We start from the raw sequence: 22,516 nt of genomic DNA on the forward strand, positions 1-22,516 counted from the left end.
CGGCCTGCCAAAGATCAAGCGCGGGACGATGAACGGGGTGCATACACGATCCTTCCCGCATCGCGGCAGCTGTACCCGCCCAGCGCTTCCACCTGGCGGGCAAACTCCGGGGACCGGATGCATTCCAGCAGTTCCTGCCCTTCGCTGCTCCAGTAAAACGCCCCGCTCATCAACAGGTCGTAGCGCTCCTCCGCCACCGGAATAAAATCAAGGCCCATCGCCGTCGCCGCCGAATAGATGCCGAGGCCGACATCGGCCGTCCCTCCGGCAACGGCAGCGGCCACGCTCAAATGGGAGACCGCTTCCCGCGAGTAGCCGTAGATCTGCTCCCGGTCGATCCCTTCCTGTTTCAGCAGGTAATCGAACAAAAGCCGCGTTCCGGCGCCCCGCTGGCGGTTGATATAGGTTATGCCAGGACGGGCCAGATCGCGTACGGTCCCGATCCCGAGCGGATTACCCTGTTTCACGATCCATCCTTGTTGGCGGTACACCAATTGTACCAGGACAATGTCGCGGCCGCGCAAAAATTTTTCTACAAAGGGCAGATTGTAACTGCCGGTCGCTTCGTCAAACAGGTGGACCCCCGCGATGTGCGCCTCCCCTTTCTGGATGGCGAGAATGCCGCCCATGCTGCCCACATGGGACGAGACGAGGAAGCGGCGGGGATTGGCTTTGCGCACGAGAGAATGGAGTACGTCCATCGACAGGTCGTGACTGCCGGTCGCCACGATCGTGTTGTGAATCTGCTCCAGCGGGCGGTACAGCTCCACTTCCGCGATCTCGCCCTGCTCGTACCCGAGGTGACCGGGCGGGATGCGCAAAAGACCGTCGGCGCGCACCATCGACATGGTGACGCCTGCGGAGCGGGTCAGCGGATTGGCGATGTACTGCCCGTCGATGCAGCCGATCGTCACGCGAATGAAATCCTCCGCCCCCATGACGGAGACGATCCGCCGCCCAACCGTCGCCTTGATCCGCTGACGCTGCGGTTCGGTCAGGCCATAGTAATGATGGACCAGCAGCCGGGCAAACCATTCCAGATTCAAGTAGGCGGACACCGGGTAGCCGGGCAGCCCGATGACCGGTTTTCCCTCGACGATGCCGACCACCACCGGCTTTCCGGGGCGGGTCGCCACGCCATGCGTCAGCACTTCGCCCAGTTCTTCCAGCACATGGACGGTGAAGTCCTCCCGTCCGGCCGAGGAGCCGGCGTTCACCAGCACGATGTCTGCATCCCGCACGGCCGCCTGCACGGCTTCCTTGATCAAGCCGTAGTCGTCCGGAACAATGCCGCAATACACCGGTTCCGCCCCCCATTCCTGCAGATACGCGGCAAAAACCGTTCCGTTGAACTCGATGATTTCCCCTTCGGTCACATGCTCGGCGGGCGGTATCAGCTCGGTTCCGGTCGGGATGATCGCCACCCGCGGTTTGCGCAGCACGGGTACGGTCACGTTGCCGCCGGCCAGGAGCGCTCCCAGGTCAACCGGGCGCAGCTTGTACCGGTCGGGAACAATCACCTCCCCGACGACGACATCTTCGCCGATCGGCCGGATGTGCTGCCAAGGAGCGGCCGGTTCCAGAATCTCGACGGTCTCTTCGTCGATCTGGTGGATATTCTCAATCATGATGACGGCGTCATACCCGTCCGGGATGGGATCGCCGGTGTCCACCACGACATAATCCTCTCCCCGCTTCAATCTGACGGGATGCTGCTCGTCGGCGCCATACGTTTTTTCCGCCTTCACCGCGATGCCGTCCATGGCCGAGGCATGGTAGTTCGGCATCGACACGTTCGCGTAGATCGGCTGCGCGGTGACACGGCCCAGCGCCTGCGGCGTCGGGATGACCTCCACTTCCGGCGAAAAGCGGACTCGTTTCACTAGCTGCTCTTGCGCTTCCTGGAGCGGCGTATCTTCCAAGTAGATCTTGCGCATGGTTCTCCTCCTGTCATCACTCGTGGGTTTTCCATCGACCCGCGGTTAGGGAAACACGTAAACGCTGACGACTTCGCCTTCCAGGATCCCTTCTTTGTTCGCCGCGATCTCCACTATGCCGTCGCTTTTTGCCAGCGTGGAAATCAGGCCCGATTTGCCAAACACCGGCACGGCCCACAACCCGTCGCTGCGCTCTTCCAGTTTGACCCGGACGTAATCGGAACGCCCCACGGCAGAGGGGATGTTGCGGGAGATGCGGGCGGGCAGCCGCTTGTCAGACGCTGACGGTCGCATCCCCTGCAGGCGGTGAAGGATCGGCACCGCGAACAGATGGAAAATGATCAGCGCGGACACCGGGTGGCCGGGCAGCCCGAGCAGCGGCTTCTCCCCGGCCCTGGCCAGAATCGTCGGCTTCCCCGGCTTGATGGAGACCCCGTGCACCAACACCCCCGGCTCTCCCAGCGACTGCATCACCTGCACGGTAAAGTCGCGCGTCCCGACGGAACTGCCGCCGGACAGGATAAGGAAATCCACCTGCCGGTACAATTTCTCGGCTTTTGCCAGGAACGCGTCGCAGTCGTCCTTGACAATGCCACCAAAGATCACGTCCGCTCCGTGCTGTCTGGCTGCCGCGCCGACGGTGACGCTGTTGATGTCGCGTACCTCGCCGGGAGCGAGTTCCCGTTTGTCGGCGGGAACCACCTCGTCACCGGTGGATAGGATGCCGACGATCGGACGCGGGTACACCCTGACGCTGGTTCTGCCGATGGCAGCTAGCACGCCCAGATCCTGCGGGCGCAAGCGGTGCCCCGCCGCCATGACCGTCTCCCCGATCTCCACGTCGTCGCCGGCGCGAACGACATTTTCGCCCGGAGCCACCTGCCGGTACACGTTGAGCAAATCCCCCACTTCCTCCACGTGCTCCATCATGACCACGCTGTCCGCCCCGTCGGGAAGCATCCCGCCGGTCGGGATGGCCTGGGCCTGTCCTTCGTGCAGGTACAGGTCTGCGGCCCGGCCCATGTCAATCTGTCCGGTAATCGTAAGAAACGCGGGAAGCGAATCGGAAGCGCCAAACGTATCCTTGGCCCTGACGGCGTATCCGTCCACCGTCGAACGGGCAAAGTGGGGCACCTGTTCGCCGGAAATCACGTCTTCCGCCAGCACCATCCCCAGCGCCTCAGCCAGCGGCACCTCCACCGGAAGCCGGACAGGGCGGAACTCTTCTGCAATCACGGCCAATGTCTCGGTCACGGTTTTCACGTTGAAGAACTTCATCAGCGCCTCCATAGGATGGTTGTTTGGATTCGTCGAAAAATTCATTATAATAAAGGGTAAAACGAAAAGGGAGAAATGTCCTGGATGAAAGTAAAGGTATTCGCCAATTTCCGCGAGATTTGCCAGGCCAAAACGGTGGAAGTGCCTGCGGACAACGGCAGCCGGGTGATCGATATTCTGGAAAGCCTGATTCGGATGTATCCTGCGCTGGAAGAGGAAGTGTTCACACCGGAGCGAACACTCAAACCGTTTGTCCACGTCTTCATCAACGGGTGCAACATCATCCATGCGGACGGACTGGAGACCCGCGTGCGGGAAGAAGACCAGTTTGCGCTGTTCCCGCCGGTGGCAGGAGGCTGAGATGGCCGAACACGTTCTCGAACTCGAGCTGCGCGGCATCCCTCTGTCCCATCTGGTTGCCTATCTGGTCGAATGCGGAGGCGACCCGCCGCCGGATGAAACGCTGCCGATCACCGTTCGGGGGCAAGGCTGGCAGGCGGAGGTGCTGCGGGAGGAATCCGTTCGGATCACCTCCCGCTTTCACGTCAACGCCGTGTTCATCCGCTTCCATGCCGACGACGATCACACGCTGAACCGCCTGATGGACCGCTTCCGCATCAAGGTCATGCGGGTAGGCGGGTAGGCCGGAAAACGATCCCCCGCGCGATGGGTAACACAACCCAGCCGACGGGCGAAAGCCTCACCTGATCGGCGATAGCGAACGCAGTGCCAAGCGGGGCCCTAACCGGAATCGGCTGGGCCCCTAGCCTTGAAGATGGAAGACAACTTCCACCTTTTTTGGGGGGATCGGCATGGATCATGTTGTCCTGCGCATGGATTCACACAATCTCCAGTTCCTTCAGCTTGCTTTCCGGCACAACACCGTCCACCCAGCCGCGCACCCGGTAATACTCATCCAGCATCACGTCCATGCGGCTGACATGGCCTGCGCTGTTGCCGGTGGCGGGCTCTTCGGTGAAACGCTTCGGCAGGTAGTCGTCCTCGCGCTTGTTGAAGCCGGCCAGGTTGTTGTAATAGCGCTCCAGGTTGTAAATTCGCTCCCCGATCTTCATGACGTCGTCCGCCGTCACCGGAATGCCGGTCATCGCGGAATACTGCTCCGCATAGTGCTCGGCGTTTTCCGAGAAGGAGGAGAATTTGCAGATGTTCATCGAGTCGGAGAAGGCGAGCAGGTCCTGGAACACTTTCAGCAGTTCCCCTTTTCCTTCCGGTTTCAGACGGTCGGTCGGCATCGGAATGCCGGCGATTTCACTCGCCACCGTGTAGCCGCGCAGGTGGCAGGCGCCGCGGTTGCTGGTTGCGTAGCCGAGGCCAATCCCCTGGATGCCGCGCGGGTCGTACGCGGGAATCGCCTGGCCTTTGACGCACATCGCCAGATTTTCGTCGCCGAATTGTTTCGCGGCCCGGGCCGTCCCCTCGGCCAGCACATCGCCGATTCCTCTGCGGAAGACGAGCATCTCGGTCAGTTCGATCATGCGGTCGGCGTCGCCCCAGTCCGCCTTTTCTTCGATCAAGCCGCGCTCCGCCGCTTCCATCATACAGGAAAGCGTGTTGCCCAGCTCGATGGTGTCCATGCCGTATTCGTTGCAGAGGTTGATCAGATAGGAGATCGGAGCGGCGTCGCTCAGCCCGCAGTTCGCGCCAAGCGCCCAGCCCGACTCATACTCGAAGCTTTCCACGCGGGTCTTGTACTTTCCGTCCTTTACTTCCACTTCCTTTTTGCAGGCGACCGGACAGGCGTGACAGGTGTTGTCCGCGACCAGCAGCGTGGCGTTGACCGTTTCGCCGCTGTGCCCTTCCGCCCCGTCCCAATGCGTGTACTTGGAGTTCATCGTCGGCAGCGCGCCCACCTCGTTGATGATGCTCGTCAGCACGTTGGTTCCGTAGACGGAGAGGCCGCCTTTTTTCGGCGCCGTCAAGCCGCCTTCCATGATCGCCTTCAGCGCCTTCTGGTTGGCCTCTTTGTACTCCTCATCCCGTGCCGGTTGCGGCATGTTCCCTTTTTGCGCAGCCTTGATGACGATCGCCTTCAATTTTTTGTAACCGGCGACCGCCCCCGTGCCTCCGCGTCCGGCCGCGCGGTCGTTCTCATTGATGAACCCGGCGAAACGCACCAGATTTTCGCCCGCCTGCCCGATGCAGATGACGCTCAGGTTCTCCTTGCCGTAGCGCTCCTGCATCGCTTTTACCGTCGCGCGGGTGCCCTTGCCCCACAGATCGCTGGCGTCGCGCAGTTCTCCCTGGCCGTTTTCCACGTACAGATAGACCGGTTTGTCGCTTTTGCCCCTGAAGATCACGTTGTCGATGCCGGCCCATTTCAGCCGCGCAGCCGACCAGCCGCCCATGTGCGAATCCGTGACGGTCCCGGTCAGCGGAGACTTGGTCACCATGCACAAGCGGCCGCTCATCGCCGAACGGGAACCGGTGACCGGGCCCGTCATCAGGCAAAGGATGTTCTCTTCCGAAAACGGTTCTACGTCCGGACCGTTGTCGAACACGTACTTGACCCCCAGCCCGCGTCCGCCGACGTACTTCTTCGCCAGCTCTTCATTGATTTCCCGATAATCGACAGTGCCCGAAGAAAGGTCGACCAGCATTTCCCGGTTTTTGAACCCACCCAAGGCCATTGGTTGCTTCCCCCTTTTCTTCCACAAGGATCTCATACAATATGCTCCTAGTTCGACCTGTATGCCGATTTTCCCTCCCGCACTCCTCTGAAAAACTGCAAGATTGATAATTTTTCGACACTTCCTGTTGCCAAGCACCGATCCGTGCAGTATGGTAATTTTATACCAATCCAAACCAACCAAACGAAAACAAACGGGAACCAACCAAACCAAAACGCAAGAGGGGATGGTATGAGACACGCGTATCTGACCCCGGAAGAGGTGGCAGAAGAACTGAAGCTCTCCAGGTATACGGTCTATGAAATGATCAAACGCGGCGATTTGCCCGCCTACAAAATCGGACGGGCACTGAGAATCTCGCGCCCCGACCTGGACGCTTTCCTGCACGGGCACAGCCCGCGGGATGCGCAGGCGGCGCCGCCGTTCGCTCCCGCCGCCGATCGCCGGAACAGTCCGCGGACGAATGACATTTACTTCGCCGGCAGCCACGATCCCGCCATCGATCTCTTGACCCGGATGCTGGCCAATCGGGGGATTACCCTCTTGCCGGCGTTTTCCGGGAGTTTGGACGGATTGATCGAACTGTACAAAGGACGCGTCGACATGGCCGGATGCCACCTCTTGGACAGGTCGACGGGAGCGTACAATCTGTCGTACATCCGCTGTCTCATGCCCCATGAAGGGGTGGCGGTGATCAACCTGGCCGGACGCTGGCAGGGATTCATCGTGCCCAAACACAACCCGCGGATGATCACCTGCTGGGAGGAATTCTTCTCCGGCCGGCATCGGATCGTCAACCGGCAGCGCGGGTCCGGAACGCGTGTACTGCTCGACTTCCACCTGCAGCAGTTGGGCGTCTCTCCCGCCAGCGTTCCCGGATACGATCATGAAGTGACGACCCACTGTGCGGCCGCATCCGCCGTTTTGCGCGGAGAGGCGGACGTCGCCTTGGGGATCGAGAGCGTTGTCCGGGGTCTTCCGCTTGATTTCTTCCCCGTGCAGGAGGAACGGTACGATCTGGTGATTCCCGCTCCGCTCCTCCGACAGGAACGCTTTCAAATCCTGCTGGAGGTTCTGCGGGACCCCCCCTTCAAACAAGCGGTGGCGGCCCAGGGCGGCTGCGATGTTTCCCGGACCGGCCAAACCATTGACCGATTGTTCTGACGATTCCCTGATCGCAAAGGAGTTGGAAATCATGAAGCCCATTCGCATCATTACCCCCCTGCTCATGTCCATGCTCATCCTTTTCCTCGCCGCCTGTTCTGCCGCTCCCGTCCAGCCGGCCGCAGCGCCGCAGCAAACGTCTTCGACAGAGACGGCGGCGAAACAGCCGCAGTCCGCTCCGGCGGACAACGAGATCGTCCTGGCGACCACGACCAGCACCCAGGATTCCGGCCTGCTTGACGTGCTCATCCCCGCTTTCGAGGCCAAATCGGGCATCAAGGTAAAAGTGGTCGCGGTGGGAACCGGCCAGGCGATCAAACTGGGGGAAGACGGCAACGCCGACGTGCTCCTGGTCCACTCGCGGAGTGCGGAAGACGAATTCGTCTCCAAAGGATTCGGCGTCAACGCCTACGACGTAATGTACAACCAGTTCCTCATCGTCGGGCCGGCTGGCGATCCCGCCGGCGTCACGTCAGCGAAAACGGCAGCGGACGCGTTCGCCCGCATCGCCGAAAAACAGGCGCTGTTCATCTCGCGCGGCGACGATTCCGGCACCGACAAGAAGGAGAAAAGCATCTGGAAGGAAGCCGGGATCAACCCCGACGGCGCCTGGTACCTCTCGTCCGGACAGGGGATGGGCGCCACCCTGCAGATGGCCGACGAAAAACAGGCGTACACTCTGACGGACGAGGCGACATTTCTGTCCCGCAAGCTGAACCTGCAGGTCTTGATGCAGGGGGACAAATCCCTGCTGAACCCGTACGGCATCATCCAGGTAAAAGCGACGGCCAAACCGGATGCAGCCATGCAGCTCATCCAATTTTTCGTCGGCGATGACGGGCAGAAACTGATCGGCCAGTTCGGCAAGGACACGTACGGCAAGAGTCTGTTCGTTCCGGCCGCGAAAAAGCGATAGGAGCACATGCCATGCTGTTCTCGCCGGACGTATGGGAGATCATCTGGCTCTCCCTGAAAGTGACGACGACGGCAATCGCCATCGGGATGCTGATCGGCATCCCCTTCGGCGCCTTCCTGGGGCTCTATTCCTTTCCGGGGAAACGGCTGATCGTCGTGCTCGTCTACACCTGCATGGGACTTCCCCCGGTGCTGGTCGGCGTGATCGTCTACCTGCTGCTCTCCCGGTACGGCCCTCTCGGATCGCTCAGCCTGCTGTTCACGCCGCAGGCGATGGTTATCGCGCAGGTGGCCCTGGTAACGCCGATTCTGGCCGGACTGACCATGTCGGCCGTACAGGAAAAGGAGCGTGCCTACCGAGAAACCGCCAAAAGTCTGGGCGCCAGTCCCATCCAGTTGATCGCGACGATCGTCAGGGAAGCGCGCACAGGCATCTGGTCGGGCGCAGCGGCGGCCTACGGCAGGGCGATTTCCGAAGTGGGCGCGGTGATGCTGGTCGGCGGCAACATTGAACACCACACCCGCGTGATGACCACGGCGATCATACTGGAGACGCGGATGGGCAACTTCCCGGCCGCGCTGCAGTTGGGGCTGGTCCTGTTGGCGGTCAGCTTCCTGTTTAACAGCTTCCTGATGGTGGGAGCGCTGAACCAATGGAAAGCCAAGCGGAGATGAGAGCATGAACATACTGGAACTGCGGGATCTGGTGGTCCGCCATGAGGGAAAAACGATTCTGCGCGTGGACAGCGTCCGGTTCGAGCAGGGGAATATCTACGGGATTATCGGGCCGAGCGGGGCCGGGAAAAGCACCCTGCTCAGGGTGATCAACCTGCTGGAGCGGCCAGCCCAGGGCAGCATGCACGTGTTCGGCACGGATGTCGACCTGGCCGCCCTCACCCATGCCAAAGGGCTGCCGATTCAGCGGCAAATGGGCTTCGTGGCGCAGAAACCGGCCATGTTCCACGCATCCGTGTTCGACAACGTGGCGATGGGGCTGCGCTACCGCGGCGTGGATCGGGCGGCGATCCGCCCGCGTGTCCTCGCAGCGCTGAAGCTGGTAGACCTGGAGCACGCGGCCGGCCAGCGGGCTGACACGCTTTCCGGCGGGGAAGCGCAGCGGATTGCCCTCGCCCGAGCGCTGGTGTACGAACCGCCGCTGCTGCTTTTGGACGAGCCGACGGCCAGCCTCGATCCGCACAACATTGCCATTTTTGAACGCGTCATTCAAACGATTCACCAGACCAGGCGAACGACGATCCTGATCGTCACCCACAATCTGGCGCAGGCCAGGCGCCTGACGCACGCGTGCCTGTTCATCCACCAGGGGCGGATCGTCGAGTGCGGCGAAACGGCGGCCGTATTTTCCGGAGCGGCGTGTCGGGAACTGCAGGACTTCATTTCCGGGCGGATGATCTGCTGAGTGATGAGAAAGGAGCTTCCCATGAAACACGAGCACCGACAGCGTTATTCCAGACAAGTGCTGTTCGCGCCGATCGGCGAAACGGGACAGGAGCGGCTGCTGCAGAAAAAGGCGGCGATCGTCGGGATGGGCGCGCTGGGGACGGTCCTGGCCAACCACCTGGTGCGGGCAGGCGTCGGTCACGTGCGGCTGATTGACCGGGATTTCGTCGAGGAAAGCAATCTGCAGCGGCAGATGCTGTACGACGAGGAGGATGCGCGGCAGCATCTGCCGAAAGCGGTGGCGGCGGAACACAAGCTGCGGCGGATCAACTCCGGTGTTGCGATCGAGGGAATCGTGGCCGACCTGCACGCCGGTAATGCGGAAACCTACCTCGCGGACGCCGACGTGATTCTGGACGGGTCGGACAACTTTCACGTCCGCTATCTGATCAACGACGTGGCGGTGAAGCACCGCATCCCCTGGGTGTACGGCGGAGCGGTCAGTTCGCGCGGGATGTTCGCGGTCGTTCGTCCCGGGATCACGCCCTGTTTTCGCTGTCTCTTTCCCCACGCTCCGGAAGGCCGGGGCGAAACCTGCGACACGGTCGGCGTGATCGGCCCGATCGTGCACATCGTCGCCTCGTACCAGGCCGCGGAAGCGCTGAAACTGCTGCTCGACGCCACGGACGACTTGAACCCGCATCTGGAGCAGTGGGATATCTGGCAGAACGAACACCTGCAGATGAACGTGGCGGGCGGCAGGAATCCCGCCTGCCCCGCCTGCGTCATGAACCGTTTCGACTATCTGCAGATCGGCGGAGAAACGGAAGCGTTTACCACCCTCTGCGGCAGGGATGCGGTACAGATCAGCCCCCTGCACCCCCGCCCCGTTGATTTTGCGCTGCTCGCGAAGCGGTTCCAGCCATTGGGCCGGGTGGAACAAAATCCGTTTCTCCTGCGCTTCCACGTCGACGGCTGCACACTCGTCTTCTTCCGCGACGGCCGTGTGCTCGTACAGGGGACCTCGGAGATTACGACCGCCCGCACGTTGTATGCCAAATATGTGGGACATTAGAATCGCACTTGGAGACAAAATCAGTCTTCGCATGTTTGATAGACTGATGAATTGTCGCCGTAGAAACATGAAACAATCCTACACGATAAAAAGACCGTCCATCGCTCATGAACCAAGCGAGACGGTCTTTTCCGTTTTGTTACCAGCAGATTTACACAACCTCAATCTTCTTGTGATGCTCGTCCCTGACCTCTCCGATGATTCTCGCGCATGCGATTCCCCTCTCATGCAGCGCTTTCAGCAGAGGTTCCGCGTACGCGGCAGGCAAACTGATCAGCAGGCCGCCGGACGTTGTGGCATCGCATAATAGAAGCCGGTCTGTCGATTCCATCGCCTGAGAATAACTGACACGGTTTGAGACCCATTCGGCATTTGCTTTGGTCCCCCCCGGTACGATTCCTTGCTCTGCCAGCTCCCGAGTGCCCGGTAACACAGGTACTTCGCTAGCGCGAATCCGAATGCCCACATGGCTTCCTTCCGCCATTTCAAGCGCGTGACCCAACAAGCCAAATCCTGTTACGTCCGTGCAGGCATGGACGGGAAAAGAAGCCATGACTTCAGCTGCATATTTGTTAAGTGTGGACATGACTTGTATCACGATTTCCGTTTTTTCCTGCGACAGGGCCCCACGTTTGATTGCCGTCGTCTGAATTCCAATCCCGATCGGTTTGGTAAGAACCAAGACGTCGCCCGGTTTGGCGCCTTTGTTGGTCAAGATCTTCTTTGGATGGACCGTTCCGGTGACGGATAAGCCGAATTTTGGCTCAGGATCGTCGATGGAATGACCACCTACCAGTACGGCACCAGCTTCTTGCATTTTGTCGTAGGCACCTCGCAGGATCTCTCTTAGAATGGATGGTTCCAGCTTCGTGATAGGGAACCCGACGATGTTCAGCGCCGTGAGTGGCGTCCCCCCCATCGCATATACGTCGCTTAATGCATTGGCGGCTGCAATTTGCCCAAACGCGTAAGGTGAATCAACGATCGGAGTGAAAAAATCGACAGTTTGAACAAGCGCCAGATCATCCGTCAGCTGATAAACACCTGCGTCATCCGACGTTTCCACCCCTACCAACAAACGCGAATCATCCGCCCGTGGCAGTTCATGAATGATGGAAGACAAGAAGCCCGGGCTAATCTTGCAGCCACATCCCCCTTTGCTGGAAAGTGAGGTAAGTTTGACATCCGTTTTCATTCACATCACCACTTTGCTTTTTTGGCGACAAGCGACATACCTCCGAGCAAAAAGAGAGATCGATTGTCGATAATCTTTTTTAACAGTGCAGCAGAGTTGCCGTACACCTTTTTACTGCCTATCAAGCCAATCGCTTGGTTGGGCCCAAGAGAGGCAACCGTCCCTTTCAGCTTGGGGATAAAAGGCTGCAACGGTTCTCCTCGGATCAGTGCGACAAGGTTATTCCCCAACTGCTTCCCCTGTTGCAGGGCAATTTGTGCCGTCGGAGGATAGGGACGTCTCGCTTCCTCGTTTATCACTAGTGCACAATCTCCTACCACAAACACGTTTTCATGATGAGGTGCCCGAAGGAAAGGATCCACTTTCACGCGTCCGCGTACGGTTTCGAAACCGGCCCGTTCGATCAGAGAGTTTCCTCTCACACCTCCTGTCCAAATGACTGTATTGGTTTTGATTTCCTCCCCGTTCGCAAGGAACACTCGATTTGCCGTACACTCTTTGATCGGGGTGTTTATCTTTAAACGAACTCCCTTTTCCACCAGCAGATCCGTCGCATACTGAACCAGATCGGGATCAAATCCGGGCAAAACGGACGGCGCAGCCTCTATGTTATAGATCTTTACGTCATCAGGGTGCACGTCAAACTTTTGGCACAGTTCCGGCAACCGATTGACCAATTCTCCGACAAATTCAATACCGGTAAAACCTGCTCCGCCGACAACAACGGTCAGCCGTTCCGGCCGCTTGTCGATCTGATATTGGGAGAATTGGTATTCAATATGCTCGCGGATATGCCTTGCGCTGTTAATGCTGCGGATATTGAGGGCATTCTCCGCCAAGCCCTGTATTCCGAACGTTTCCGGTTCACTGCCGAGCGCCAACACCAGGTAATCGTACGAGATCGTTTGACCGGATTCCAGAACTACGAGTTGTTCTCCCCTGTGAATGTCGCAAACCACTCCTTTAACAAACCTGATTCTGGATGTGTCAATGACCTCATCTATGGAGATGCGGCATTTATGGGGTGGAATAGCCCCTGCAGCTAGTTCGTGCAGCCAGGTGGTGAAGTGGTGATAGGAGTGTTTGTTAACCAGCGTGACCTCGGCTTCGTCCCAGGCAAGGAGTTTTTGCAGACGAACCGCTGTCATCAGCCCGCCATACCCGGCTCCCAGGATCACAATTTTCGCTGTGTTCATGTTTTCGCTACCACTCTCTTTAGTTATAAGTGATTGTCTACGAAACTCTTGATCTCTTCGATATGGATATCCTTGCCGCTCAGTCTGGCTACTACTTGACCATCTTTGTAGAGGAGGAAAGAAGGCAATCCGATCACTTTTAAATCAATACAAAGCCTTCGATTCTCCGCACTGTTCATCTTGACCACTTTTACCTTCCCCTGGTACTGCTCGGACAGCTTCTCCACCTCTGGCATCAATGCGAGGCAGGGTTGGCAGTTCGGCCCCCACACATCGACGAGCACCGGTTTGTCGGACTGCAGCACTTCATGCGAAAAATTTTCTTTGTTAACGTCGATCATTCTACTCACCCCCTGTTTTTTTCGATCAAGAAAGACATGCCATCAGACAATTTTGTCATTTTCCCCAAAAACAGGCTTCCCTTGGCGACAAACATGGCATTTTCAATCTCACCGTTCATGATCATCTCCCTGGCATGCCCCAAAAATGGGATAGCGGCAGCAATGTGACCTTGCGTCGGGGAGAAACCTGGCATACCGTATGTTACTTCATACTCGCCAATTTTTGATTTATCCATCTCTCCGTTTAGTACAGCCATGCTGGCGATGGTGCGGTAGTTGGTTCTGGGCACATTACCGTTTCCGTTTGGTTCGGTAACTTCCGGGTTGTGCATTTCGACCGCAAATTTATTCACGTCCAAAATGCGCTTGTCTATCCTCTTTAACGGGTCGACAACCAGCGACTGATAGATGTTTTGCGCTGAAGAGCCGGAGGAAATGTTGTGCTTGCCCACCGCATCCAGGCGTACGACGGGACTCACGCCGTCATCTTTGCCGATGAGGATGGCGATTGCGCCCATCTCGTCTTCGAGGATGGGCATTTGATTCTTCAAGTGTCCAGCGTACTTCATTCCCAGTTTGGCGAGGCATCCTCCACCAATGACAAGCACTTCCTCATACAATCCTGATTGAACCAGACTGGATGCCACAACGACGGCGTGCGCTGGTGCACAGCAGAAGGATTTGATATCCGAACCGCTGGCATTTACACACCCGGCAAGCTCGGCGATGGATTTGGCCATATTGCCGCCTCCGCGCTGGTATCGATCGCCGACCGCCTCTTCATCGCAACCGATTACGTAATCGATGCGTTCAGGCGTCACATCAAACGAGTGGAGTACATGGCGCATCGCTACAACACCTGACGCTTTATTGCACAAATTCTCCAAAATGATTTCAGCGGTTAAATTATCATCTTCTTCGTGCCCGGTCAGCACGCAGCCGATGAGCTGATTGTTGTGATGAAGGGGGATGGCCGTTCGAGCGACTAGTTTCTCTTCAATCGCTTCCAGCATGACGCCGTTTCCGATCTTGCTGATGTCATGTTCGGTGATTAACGGATGCTGCTCCAGTTTTTGCTTCACTCCCGACAAAAAGCTTTCCTCGAGCATCACCAGTCCGTATTCATCCGACAGCTTCAACCAGCCGTAAAACTCGTCCTGCGGCATGATTTCACCGCTTGGACTAAACCGCTTGGCATCAGGCAAGTGAGTTTTGTACCACGGGCCTTCGAATTCACGAAGTTGATCCGGCCGCATGTTTCCGATAAATACCTGGTTCGGCGGATAGGCAATGGCTTCCTCATAGCTTCTGAGATGCTTCAAAAGGGTGGCAAGTAGGCTTGGATCTTTCTTGATTTCCCGCGCCGGTTTTGATCCATGGGGAACCAGATCGGGAGTATGAACGAGTACAAACGACGCGCCTTTTACTACCGGGGTTATCATATCGGAATCCTCCTACCCTGAGCTTCCTTTATCCGTTCTTCCAGATTTTCAACGTAATGCTGCACGGATAACGCTGCAATACTGCCATCACCGGTGGCGGTTACCACTTGGCGCAATTGTTTCTCCCTGACATCACCTGCGGCACAGATTCCTGGGATTTTCGTTCGCATCTGGTCATCCGTCAAAATGTATCCGCTCTCGTTGGTAATCCCCAGGTCCTTTGCACAATCTGAAATAGGATCCATCCCCACGTAGACAAAGACGCCATCGCATGGAAACTCGCTGATTTCACCAGTCACCGTATGTCTAAGTACCAACCCTGTCACCATGTCGTCCCCGCAAATTTTCTCGACCGTGTGGTTCCAGATAAACTGAATTTTTTCATTTTCAAATGCTCGTTGTTGAATGATTTTCTGTGCACGAAGTTCGTCCCTCCGATGAATAATCGTTACTTTCGTGGCAAAGCGAGTTAAAAAGATGGCTTCTTCCACGGCAGAGTCGCCCCCGCCGATCACGGCCAATTCCATGTCTGCGAAAAAGGCTCCGTCGCATACTGCGCAGTAGGAGACTCCCCGGCCGGACAATTCACTTTCTCCTGGCACACCCAATTTCCGATGCTCCGCTCCGGTTGAGATGATCACCGATTTCGCTTTTACTGCCTTACCGTCCACGATCACTGTTTTATAGGGAAACCCGTCTTGTATCTCGCTGATGTGGCCCCGCATGTACTGGGTACCAAACTTCTTCGCATGTTCAAACATTTTTTGGGAAAGATCAGGTCCTAAAATACTTGCAAATCCAGGGTAATTTTCGATATCTTCCGTGTTCACCATTTGGCCGCCGGGACTTCCTTTTTCGATCAGCAAGGTGTCCATGTTGGCCCTGGATGTGTACACGGCTGCAGTTAATCCGGCAGGACCTGCCCCTGCAATTACGACATCGTACACTTTATCTCCACTCAATCCTGCAGCCTCCTTACTCGTCCTTCTTCTTGTAAGCACTGTGGACACCTTACCCCAAATAGTTCTTCCTGGCGTTTTTCATGGCTTCCGTTATCCCCTCTTTGTCCAGCGACAGCTCCATGATACCGACCTGTTCTTGATAGACCTCTTCAGGGATCAGTTCTTTGACTTCATCTTCCAAAATGTGATAAACGTTCAGTTTCAACTCTACACCCGCCAACGGTCCGGCATAGGTGGGGTCACCTACTGTTACCGTTTCCGCGTAAATATCGCAGCTGTCCACGTCAGGCGAGCCGAGAATGACAACGACATTTTCTTTGCCGTGTTCGTCCACAGCTTTCAATAATGCTCCTTGGACCTCCAGGTCCATTGCGCCTGCGGCAGTTCAAACAAAGCACTGGGTATCCATGAAGATGACGTGGCCGCCGGCTGCTTTCACACACTCCGCAACGGCGGGCGCTGGAACACCGTCACGTTCGCCAATGACAAATACTTTTTTGTTTTTCAGCATAAGAAATCTCCCCTTTATCGGTTGTAATGTTAGAATTTCACTTCAAAAATTGTAGGCTCATCGACCGAAGTGGCTAGAGCATCGAGGGCTACCCCAACACGATGCTTCCGCAGTTTCCACTGATCTTCTGGAGAAAGATGGGGGTTGCCCAACGGATAGGGAATGGCTACTGTGGGTACAATCCGGTTGGCTCCCACCGTCATGGCGATGGAGACCAGATTGGCCATTTGCACAATCGGAATTCCCACCCGTTCAATTTCTTTGGTAATCGTTGCACCGCAACGAGTACAAGTCCCTCAGGTGGAAGTGAGAATGACGGCCGACACCTGGGCATCGAGCAGCTGCTGTGCGATTTCCGCTCCCATCCGGCTCGCCTCCGCCTGCGTGGTTCCTGTCCCCACCGTGCAGTACATGTAATCGTGAATACCCCCGATTTTTCCTTCCCTCTCGTATTCGCGCAAGGCATCCAACGGCACAATCACGTTGGGATTTTCGTTGCCCACCGTCGGGTCAAACCCGGCGTGAATGGTCACGTACTCTCCGGCATGTAAGCGTTCCAATTTGGAGATGTCGTATTTTCCCCATTGGGTGGCGGAGGCAGATTGAATTCGGTCGGGGTTTCCGATCGGAACGACTCCCCCTGATGTGACCAAGGCGATTTTGGCTTCCGCTAGATTGGTGACAGCAGGCGCGATGGGGACGCGATTAATTTTGGGCATGGGCATTTCCGTTTCATATGGTTCATTACGCAATTTCCTCAGGAGCATGTCGACAACTCGATCCGCTCCGGAAACAGGCGGATTTGTAAAGGACTCCAGACGAATGCCGCGAGGGAAATACCCTTCTTCTTTGGCAGGAAGAAGTTCGGCACCTGTCACCAGCTTTTTCACAAACGCTGTCATGGCAGGTACATCTTTGCGCATCGCCCCTGCACTGTCTCCCCCTGAAAAGATGTAGATGTCCTTATGGAACATCTCGACGGCTGGATTTTCCCGAAACATGCTGGTCACCGCAGGTACACCGAATGCTTCCTGAACAGCTTTGCATATCTGGCCGCAGGCAAATCCGTAACGTCCCGCCATGAACGCCGGCCCGGCAATGAATACATCAAATTCCTTGTCCTTTAAAAAACCAAGGATCCGTTCAATCGCTTCCTCTTTTCGGGAGCCGAAGAAATTGTCGCCGCAAATGATGGTATGCGTGATTTCCGCTTCGGGAGCCAACAGCTTGTTAACCAGCATTCCAGGACCTACAAAACCTTCGCGAATCTCCGGCTCGTGATCAGCCAGTTCTTCGCCGCCGACCTGTCCAAAGAATTGGTTGATGTAATGGATCGCTTTTTTCACCAGATTCACCTCCTAGTACTCGACGACGGTCTTGTAGTGCTCTCCTGTGTTTGCATCTGAGCAGAACATGCCGTTGTTTTCCATGATGATCGAGCCGTCCTCTTTCACACATCCTTCCCACCCACCGGAATTGCCGTCACGGGCCAGAGATGCCAGTTCCCCGATGACGATCTTCATCGGCGGTAGTGAAAGCAGCTGTGAAACGTTACCAGTGGAAACAATCGCATCCGCTTTTTCCGAAAGGTCAACCAATGATTGCGAACGCCCGTCCCGTCCCGTGCACTCATTGGTGATGCCCACCACTTTAATGCCTGCATCCACCAATTCGTTGATCACCAGGATGAAGTCAGCGTCAGGGTTGCCGTAACCTTCCTCACATACAATGGCTCCTTCCGCTCCCAAAGAGGTTGCCAGTTGCCTGACAAACAGTGCCGAACGAACTTTTTGCTCCAGCTGCACATTGAGATTGGAGACGATCACCCCCAGGAAATTGATCGTCCTCCCATGTTCTTTCATCAGCCGCTTGATGGTAGCATTGTTCACGTGCTGATAGGTGGAAATCTTGGATGAACAGGGCATGAAGCTTCCTGAGATAATGGCACCGTCCAGCAGTTCGTTGGGATGCATAAGGGTAGGGACCATGTGATTGGCGTCCCAACCGTAGACAAGTGCATTGTAGCCGCTTTCAAGCATTTGGGATTGAAGCTGCATGACGTAGACGACCCTGGGGAGGGCATTCACTTTCGAATCCCGCTTGTTCAGAGGGGGCAGCTCGTAAACTTCCAGCTCCTCTGGTTCCTGGCTGCGGACGCATTCACCGATGTATTCAGCCAGCCTCATTCCCGCCCACCGCAAGGCTTTGTTTTTCTTCTGCTGTTCATGACGCTCGAACTCCTCATCCGTGTCGGCAACCAGACAGATATGCAAGAGCTGCGAAAACATCGTCTGGTTTGCTGCGGGACCGCTCATGTCAATCAGCCCGTCCTGGAACCCCCCCCAATGCTTCCCCACGGCCAACACGCAACTTCCTTTCAGTGCGTGTGTACGTCCGTTTCCAGCCGCCACCAGTTTATTAGTGACGCCGGGGAACATCACGCCGCCGGAAACTTTGCATCGAGGTTCAATTGCCTCCTTTACGGGTGTGATGCGTATCGGATCGCCTGGCTTCGCAATCACCAAATCCGCTTCGGTAATGTGGTCATCTTCATAAACGACTTGCAACGCTTCTTCCTTGTTGATGGTCAAAACCCCATGCTGGTAGGAAGTGGTTTCCCCGAAGACGATGTCTTTCACATGAAAATTGCCGATTTCTAATCGCAACCCCGCCCCTCCTTACCTAAATTTTCTAAAAATTTAGACCTTTATGTCACGATTATATAAAATCGCGTTTGTTTTGTAAATAACGTTTAGAATTTTTTTAACAAAAGTGATGCCCTGACGACTCGAATGGCTGTTTCCAAAAAGCATCGAAAAGCATATATAAAGGAAACGATAAGAAATCCTTATCAGGTTGCATACAAGCTACCGCCGTTTTTTCCAAAAACCTCCCACGAAAGCAGACGGTTCGTAGGAGATCATGAAAGCACGAGGATCAATGCTTTGAATCGTTGAGGTTAAGTCGTCGTACTGTTTCCGTCTGGCTAAAATGATGGACACAGTTCTTGAGCCGGCGACTCCCTGTCCCATCCAGGTGGTCACTCCATACCCTTTTTCCCTCAGCTGATTATACAACTCCTGGTCGTGATCCGAGATCACTTGCAAGGCAATGTAGCCCAAGGCAATTTTTTGCTCCACATACATCCCGATAAGAATCCCGATGCCATAGGAGGCGCTGTAGACAATGACCCCGAGAATTGACTCCAGATTATTTAACACGATAGCCAATCCCATAATATAAACAAAAATTTCAATCATGCTTAAAAAAGAAGCCACGTACTTTTTGCCTTTGATCATCAATACCATCCGCAAAGAATTGAGCGCCACGTACAGAATCTGGATGCATGCCATTGTCACGTACACCATGCGGTTTTCCCTCTTTCGTGTGCAGGCTGGAGAAGACTCTTGCTTTTTCTGAAAATTGTCATTATTATAATTCTTACAAGCGAGGGGGAGGATGAGATGCTGGTGCTCTTCCCGGTCTTCAAAACCGAGCGGGACGTCCGTGAGGCGTCTGGTGGGTTCGATTCCCACTCTCTCCCGCCACTTACATAAAACGACAATAGAATAAAGGAGGAGTACATGTATCCCTCTAAACGGTGGACAAACGTACTCCTCTTTTTCGTTTGGATCAGGTAACGGCAGTTGGATTTTTCAGCCTACGGAAACAGCAGCCGGATTCTGCCGAGGCTCATCAATAATGGTGGACGGCTCCAGATTAAAGCAGCGGCGGTAGATCCATTCATAGCCCTTCACGTTAATATCACGCGGATTACCGATCGTTTGCGGATCGTTAAACGCCTCTTTGGCCAAGAGAGGAATCATGTCTGCAGGTACCCCTTGCTCTTCCAGTGTTGGGATCTCGACGTCCTTCACCAGTTGATAAACCGCTTTCACAGCTGCTTTTGCTGCTTCCTCCACACTCAGCCCGTGAATGTTCACTCCCATCGCCTGTGCGATACGGGCAAATTTTTCCGGTTCACCCATCCAGTTGTACTCCATGACAGGTCCAAGCATGGCAGCCACACATTGTCCATGGGCAACAGGAATGATCCCGCCAAGCGTCTGAGCCATCGCATGCGCCGCTCCCGCCGACTCACTGCCGTACGATAATCCGGCAAGCATCGCCGCTTTTGCCATGCCGTAACGGGCTTCGATATCTTTACCGTTGGAAAAAGCTCGGCGCAAATACTTTGCCACATACTCGATCGCAAGCAATGCCACCGCATCGGTCATCGGCTGCGCATAGTGACATGTATAGCACTCGATAGCGTGGGACAATGCATCGATACCTGTTGCCGCTGTGATATGAGGAGGCATTGATAGATGGAGTTCTGGATCGATGATCGTTAGATGGGCAGCAATCAACGGACCACCGACGTTAAACTTAAATTTCCGATGCGGATCGGTAATAACGGCCCACTGGGTTACCTCACTTCCCGTTCCGGCTGTAGTGGGAATCGTGGTGAGCGGAGGGATTCGTTTTTCCAGCGGCTTTTTGCCTTCGCACGCTTCGTAATTGAGAACGGGTTCACCATGAACCACTTCCACTCCAATCGCTTTCGCCGTATCCATGGAACTTCCGCCACCTACGGCTACCAGCCCGTCGCATTTTTCCGACTTGTAAATGTCTGTTCCCGCAGCCACAACGTAAATGGACGGATTGGGCTCCACTTTATCGAAAATGACGTAATCCACTTTAGCAGCTTCCAGGCTCTCGACGACAGGATTCACCAGACCTGCTTTTCTTACACCTGGATCGGTCACCAACAAAACTTTCCTCACACCGAGCTTTTTCACTTCTTCTCCGGTCTCCTTGATTACGCCAATCCCGTGTTTCACTACGGTCGGCATTTCAAAACTCTTCAATCTTCCCATTCTTTCAAAACGCATGAACATAACATTTCAACTCCTTTTCTATTTTTAAAAGAATTTGGAACACGGTTACACGACTTCGTTTGCCTTGGGCTGCACCTGCCCAAACCAATTCATCGGCTCCGGTTTGGTATTCATGTAAATGTGTTTAATCTCCGTATATTCCTCTAAACCGACGTGGCTTAGCTCGCGTCCGATTCCGGATTGTTTGTACCCGCCCCACGGCGCTTGCGGGAAGTACGGATGGTAGTCGTTGATCCATGTTGTTCCCATGCGAAGCTGTTTTACCACACGTTCGGCGCGATTGATATCTCTTGTCCAAACCGCTCCCGCCAATCCGTACACGCTGTCGTTGGCCAGGTGGATGGCTTCTTCTTCCGTATCAAAGGTTTCTACCGTAAGCACTGGACCAAAAGACTCTTCCTGTACGATTCGCATACTGGTATGGCAGTTGATGAAGATCGTTGGTTCAATAAAGAACCCTTTTTGCAGGGCCGGATCGGTCGGCCTCTTCCCGCCGAGTACCAGCGTCGCCCCTTCTTCCACTCCAAGTTTGATGTATCGTTCCACGTTCGCCAAATGTTCGGCAGAAATAACCGGTCCCATTTGCGTATCTGGATCAAAACCGTTCCCCATTTTTATGTGTTTTACCTTTTCCACCACCGCTTCCACAAATCGGTCGTGGATCGACGATTCAACGAGAAGGCGTGCCCCTGCCGAACAAACCTGACCGGCGTGGAAAAAGACAGCGTTTACAGCATAATCGACAGCGGTCGTGAAGTCAGCGTCGGCAAACACAATGTTCGGATTCTTTCCGCCCAATTCCATGGAGATTTTCTTAAAGTTGTTGGCAGCCCCGATCATGATGCTTCTTCCTGCTTCTCCCCCGCCGGTAAAGGATACCAGGTCAACGAGGAGACTTTCAGCCAGCTCTGCCCCCACAGTGGAGCCAGGTCCCAGTACGAGATTGACAACCCCAGGCGGAAAACCTATTTCATCGAATATTTCGAATATTTTGATCGAGGTTAAAGGCGTAATTTCTGCCGGTTTCAGGACAACCGTATTCCCTGCTGCCAGCGCCGGGGCAAGCTTCCACGAGGCTTGCAGCAGCGGGTAGTTCCAGGGAGCGATCAGACTGCACACACCCACAGGTTCACGAACGACTCTGCTTACGGAGTTAGGATTGGGTGATTCAATCATCATGCCTCCGTCTTTGTCAGCTAGTCCGGCATAATATTGGAACACGCCTGCGATCCCATCCATGTCTGCAAGGCTTTCCAAAAGTGTTTTGCCGGTATTGAGCGTTTCCAGCTCGGCCAACTCTTGTTTGTGCTCTTTTATTTTTTGTGCCACTCGGTAGAGCAAGTCTCCTCGCTCGATTGCGTTGACGTTCCTCCATTCTCCATGGTCAAAAGCCTTTCTCGCAGCAACAATCGCATCATTGGCATCCGCCCGGTTCCCTCGAGGAACGGTGCAAATCACTTCCTGGTTAAAGGGATTGATAATGTTTTTGGTCTCCCCCAATCGGGCATCCACCCATTGCCCATTGATGTACATTTTGTTCTTGACCAAGA

21 protein-coding genes and 1 tRNA gene are annotated in these 22,516 nt (G+C 55.6%); 8 read left to right on the top strand and 14 right to left on the bottom strand.

Going from position 1 to position 22,516, the window contains the following annotated elements; translation table 11 throughout:
- Positions 1 to 14 precede the first annotated feature (14 nt).
- Both A6764_RS17525 and glp read right to left on the bottom strand, forming a co-directional pair.
- A complete protein-coding gene (locus A6764_RS17525; RefSeq protein ID WP_065068036.1) occupies positions 15 to 1,937 on the bottom strand; it encodes a molybdopterin biosynthesis protein in 1,923 nt (640 codons plus the stop codon).
- 45 nt (positions 1,938 to 1,982) lie between these two features.
- Positions 1,983 to 3,215, bottom strand: a complete 1,233-nt coding sequence (gene glp / locus A6764_RS17530; protein WP_065068035.1) for a molybdopterin molybdotransferase MoeA — start codon at positions 3,213 to 3,215, stop codon at positions 1,983 to 1,985.
- Positions 3,216 to 3,299: 84 nt separating this feature from the next.
- Between glp and A6764_RS17535 the strand changes: the two genes are divergently transcribed.
- Together A6764_RS17535 and A6764_RS17540 are read left to right on the top strand one after the other, a co-directional pair.
- On the top strand, positions 3,300 to 3,575 hold the full coding sequence (locus tag A6764_RS17535; RefSeq protein WP_065068034.1) for a ubiquitin-like small modifier protein 1: 276 nt from the start codon (positions 3,300 to 3,302) through the stop codon (positions 3,573 to 3,575).
- Between the two features lies 1 nt (position 3,576).
- Positions 3,577 to 3,858 (top strand): MoaD-like domain-containing protein, encoded by a 282-nt coding sequence (locus A6764_RS17540; protein WP_065068033.1) that lies wholly within the window; start codon positions 3,577 to 3,579, stop codon positions 3,856 to 3,858.
- A gap of 196 nt (positions 3,859 to 4,054) precedes the next feature.
- Here A6764_RS17540 and A6764_RS17545 read toward each other — a convergent pair whose 3' ends face one another.
- Positions 4,055 to 5,863: an aldehyde ferredoxin oxidoreductase family protein gene (locus A6764_RS17545; RefSeq protein WP_029097665.1), complete on the bottom strand. Its 1,809-nt coding sequence runs from the start codon at positions 5,861 to 5,863 to the stop codon at positions 4,055 to 4,057.
- A gap of 231 nt (positions 5,864 to 6,094) precedes the next feature.
- Between A6764_RS17545 and A6764_RS17550 the strand changes: the two genes are divergently transcribed.
- The 5 genes from A6764_RS17550 to A6764_RS17570 are packed head-to-tail and all read left to right on the top strand — an operon-like array spanning position 6,095 to position 10,418.
- On the top strand, positions 6,095 to 7,027 hold the full coding sequence (locus A6764_RS17550; RefSeq protein WP_029097666.1) for a substrate-binding domain-containing protein: 933 nt from the start codon (positions 6,095 to 6,097) through the stop codon (positions 7,025 to 7,027).
- 31 nt (positions 7,028 to 7,058) lie between these two features.
- Positions 7,059 to 7,943 (top strand): ABC transporter substrate-binding protein, encoded by an 885-nt coding sequence (locus tag A6764_RS17555; RefSeq protein ID WP_065068032.1) that lies wholly within the window; start codon positions 7,059 to 7,061, stop codon positions 7,941 to 7,943.
- 11 nt (positions 7,944 to 7,954) lie between these two features.
- Positions 7,955 to 8,617, top strand: coding sequence for an ABC transporter permease (locus A6764_RS17560; protein WP_065068031.1), 663 nt, complete (start codon positions 7,955 to 7,957; stop codon positions 8,615 to 8,617).
- 4 nt (positions 8,618 to 8,621) lie between these two features.
- Positions 8,622 to 9,362 (top strand): ABC transporter ATP-binding protein, encoded by a 741-nt coding sequence (locus tag A6764_RS17565; RefSeq protein ID WP_065068030.1) that lies wholly within the window; start codon positions 8,622 to 8,624, stop codon positions 9,360 to 9,362.
- A 21-nt stretch (positions 9,363 to 9,383) separates the two neighbouring features.
- A complete protein-coding gene (locus tag A6764_RS17570; protein WP_065068029.1) occupies positions 9,384 to 10,418 on the top strand; it encodes a ThiF family adenylyltransferase in 1,035 nt (344 codons plus the stop codon).
- Positions 10,419 to 10,569: 151 nt separating this feature from the next.
- Here A6764_RS17570 and selD read toward each other — a convergent pair whose 3' ends face one another.
- The 9 genes from selD to A6764_RS17615 form a co-directional block, all read right to left on the bottom strand.
- On the bottom strand, positions 10,570 to 11,613 hold the full coding sequence (gene selD, locus A6764_RS17575; protein ID WP_065068028.1) for a selenide, water dikinase SelD: 1,044 nt from the start codon (positions 11,611 to 11,613) through the stop codon (positions 10,570 to 10,572).
- Between the two features lie 5 nt (positions 11,614 to 11,618).
- Positions 11,619 to 12,809, bottom strand: a complete 1,191-nt coding sequence (locus tag A6764_RS17580; protein WP_065068027.1) for an NAD(P)/FAD-dependent oxidoreductase — start codon at positions 12,807 to 12,809, stop codon at positions 11,619 to 11,621.
- A gap of 23 nt (positions 12,810 to 12,832) precedes the next feature.
- The gene (locus tag A6764_RS17585) at positions 12,833 to 13,150 is read right to left on the bottom strand and encodes a thioredoxin family protein (protein ID WP_065068026.1); all 318 of its coding nucleotides are present in this window, start codon (positions 13,148 to 13,150) and stop codon (positions 12,833 to 12,835) included.
- A gap of 5 nt (positions 13,151 to 13,155) precedes the next feature.
- On the bottom strand, positions 13,156 to 14,592 hold the full coding sequence (gene grdC, locus A6764_RS17590; RefSeq protein WP_065068025.1) for a glycine/sarcosine/betaine reductase complex component C subunit beta: 1,437 nt from the start codon (positions 14,590 to 14,592) through the stop codon (positions 13,156 to 13,158).
- Complete coding sequence (gene trxB / locus A6764_RS17595; RefSeq protein WP_065068024.1) at positions 14,589 to 15,554, bottom strand: thioredoxin-disulfide reductase; 966 nt, start codon at positions 15,552 to 15,554, stop codon at positions 14,589 to 14,591. The genes grdC and trxB overlap by 4 nt, the downstream gene beginning before the upstream one ends.
- Before the next feature lie 49 nt (positions 15,555 to 15,603).
- Positions 15,604 to 16,065 (bottom strand): glycine/sarcosine/betaine reductase complex selenoprotein A, encoded by a 462-nt coding sequence (grdA, locus tag A6764_RS17600; protein WP_083989901.1) that lies wholly within the window; start codon positions 16,063 to 16,065, stop codon positions 15,604 to 15,606.
- Positions 16,066 to 16,094: 29 nt separating this feature from the next.
- Entirely contained in the window at positions 16,095 to 17,411 is a 1,317-nt protein-coding gene (locus A6764_RS17605; RefSeq protein ID WP_083989900.1) for a glycine/betaine/sarcosine/D-proline family reductase selenoprotein B, read from the bottom strand.
- 12 nt (positions 17,412 to 17,423) lie between these two features.
- Positions 17,424 to 18,731 carry a glycine/sarcosine/betaine reductase component B subunit gene (locus A6764_RS17610; RefSeq protein ID WP_065068020.1) on the bottom strand — a complete coding sequence of 436 codons (1,308 nt, stop codon included), beginning with the start codon at positions 18,729 to 18,731 and terminating at the stop codon, positions 17,424 to 17,426.
- A gap of 201 nt (positions 18,732 to 18,932) precedes the next feature.
- Positions 18,933 to 19,433: a DUF2179 domain-containing protein gene (locus A6764_RS17615; RefSeq protein ID WP_065068019.1), complete on the bottom strand. Its 501-nt coding sequence runs from the start codon at positions 19,431 to 19,433 to the stop codon at positions 18,933 to 18,935.
- Between the two features lie 83 nt (positions 19,434 to 19,516).
- On the opposite strand from A6764_RS17615, the gene A6764_RS17620 reads away from it, so the two are divergent.
- Positions 19,517 to 19,613: transfer RNA gene (locus A6764_RS17620), tRNA-Sec, on the top strand.
- A gap of 108 nt (positions 19,614 to 19,721) precedes the next feature.
- On the opposite strand, the gene A6764_RS17625 is transcribed toward A6764_RS17620, so the two are convergent.
- Together A6764_RS17625 and betB are read right to left on the bottom strand one after the other, a co-directional pair.
- Positions 19,722 to 20,966, bottom strand: a complete 1,245-nt coding sequence (locus A6764_RS17625) for a choline dehydrogenase (protein ID WP_065068018.1) — start codon at positions 20,964 to 20,966, stop codon at positions 19,722 to 19,724.
- A 45-nt stretch (positions 20,967 to 21,011) separates the two neighbouring features.
- On the bottom strand, positions 21,012 to 22,499 hold the full coding sequence (betB, locus tag A6764_RS17630) for a betaine-aldehyde dehydrogenase (RefSeq protein ID WP_413541996.1): 1,488 nt from the start codon (positions 22,497 to 22,499) through the stop codon (positions 21,012 to 21,014).
- Between the last annotated feature and the right edge of the window lie 17 nt (positions 22,500 to 22,516).

Source organism: Brevibacillus sp. WF146, from assembly GCF_001673705.2.
Taxonomy (GTDB): domain Bacteria; phylum Bacillota; class Bacilli; order Brevibacillales; family Brevibacillaceae; genus Brevibacillus; species Brevibacillus thermoruber.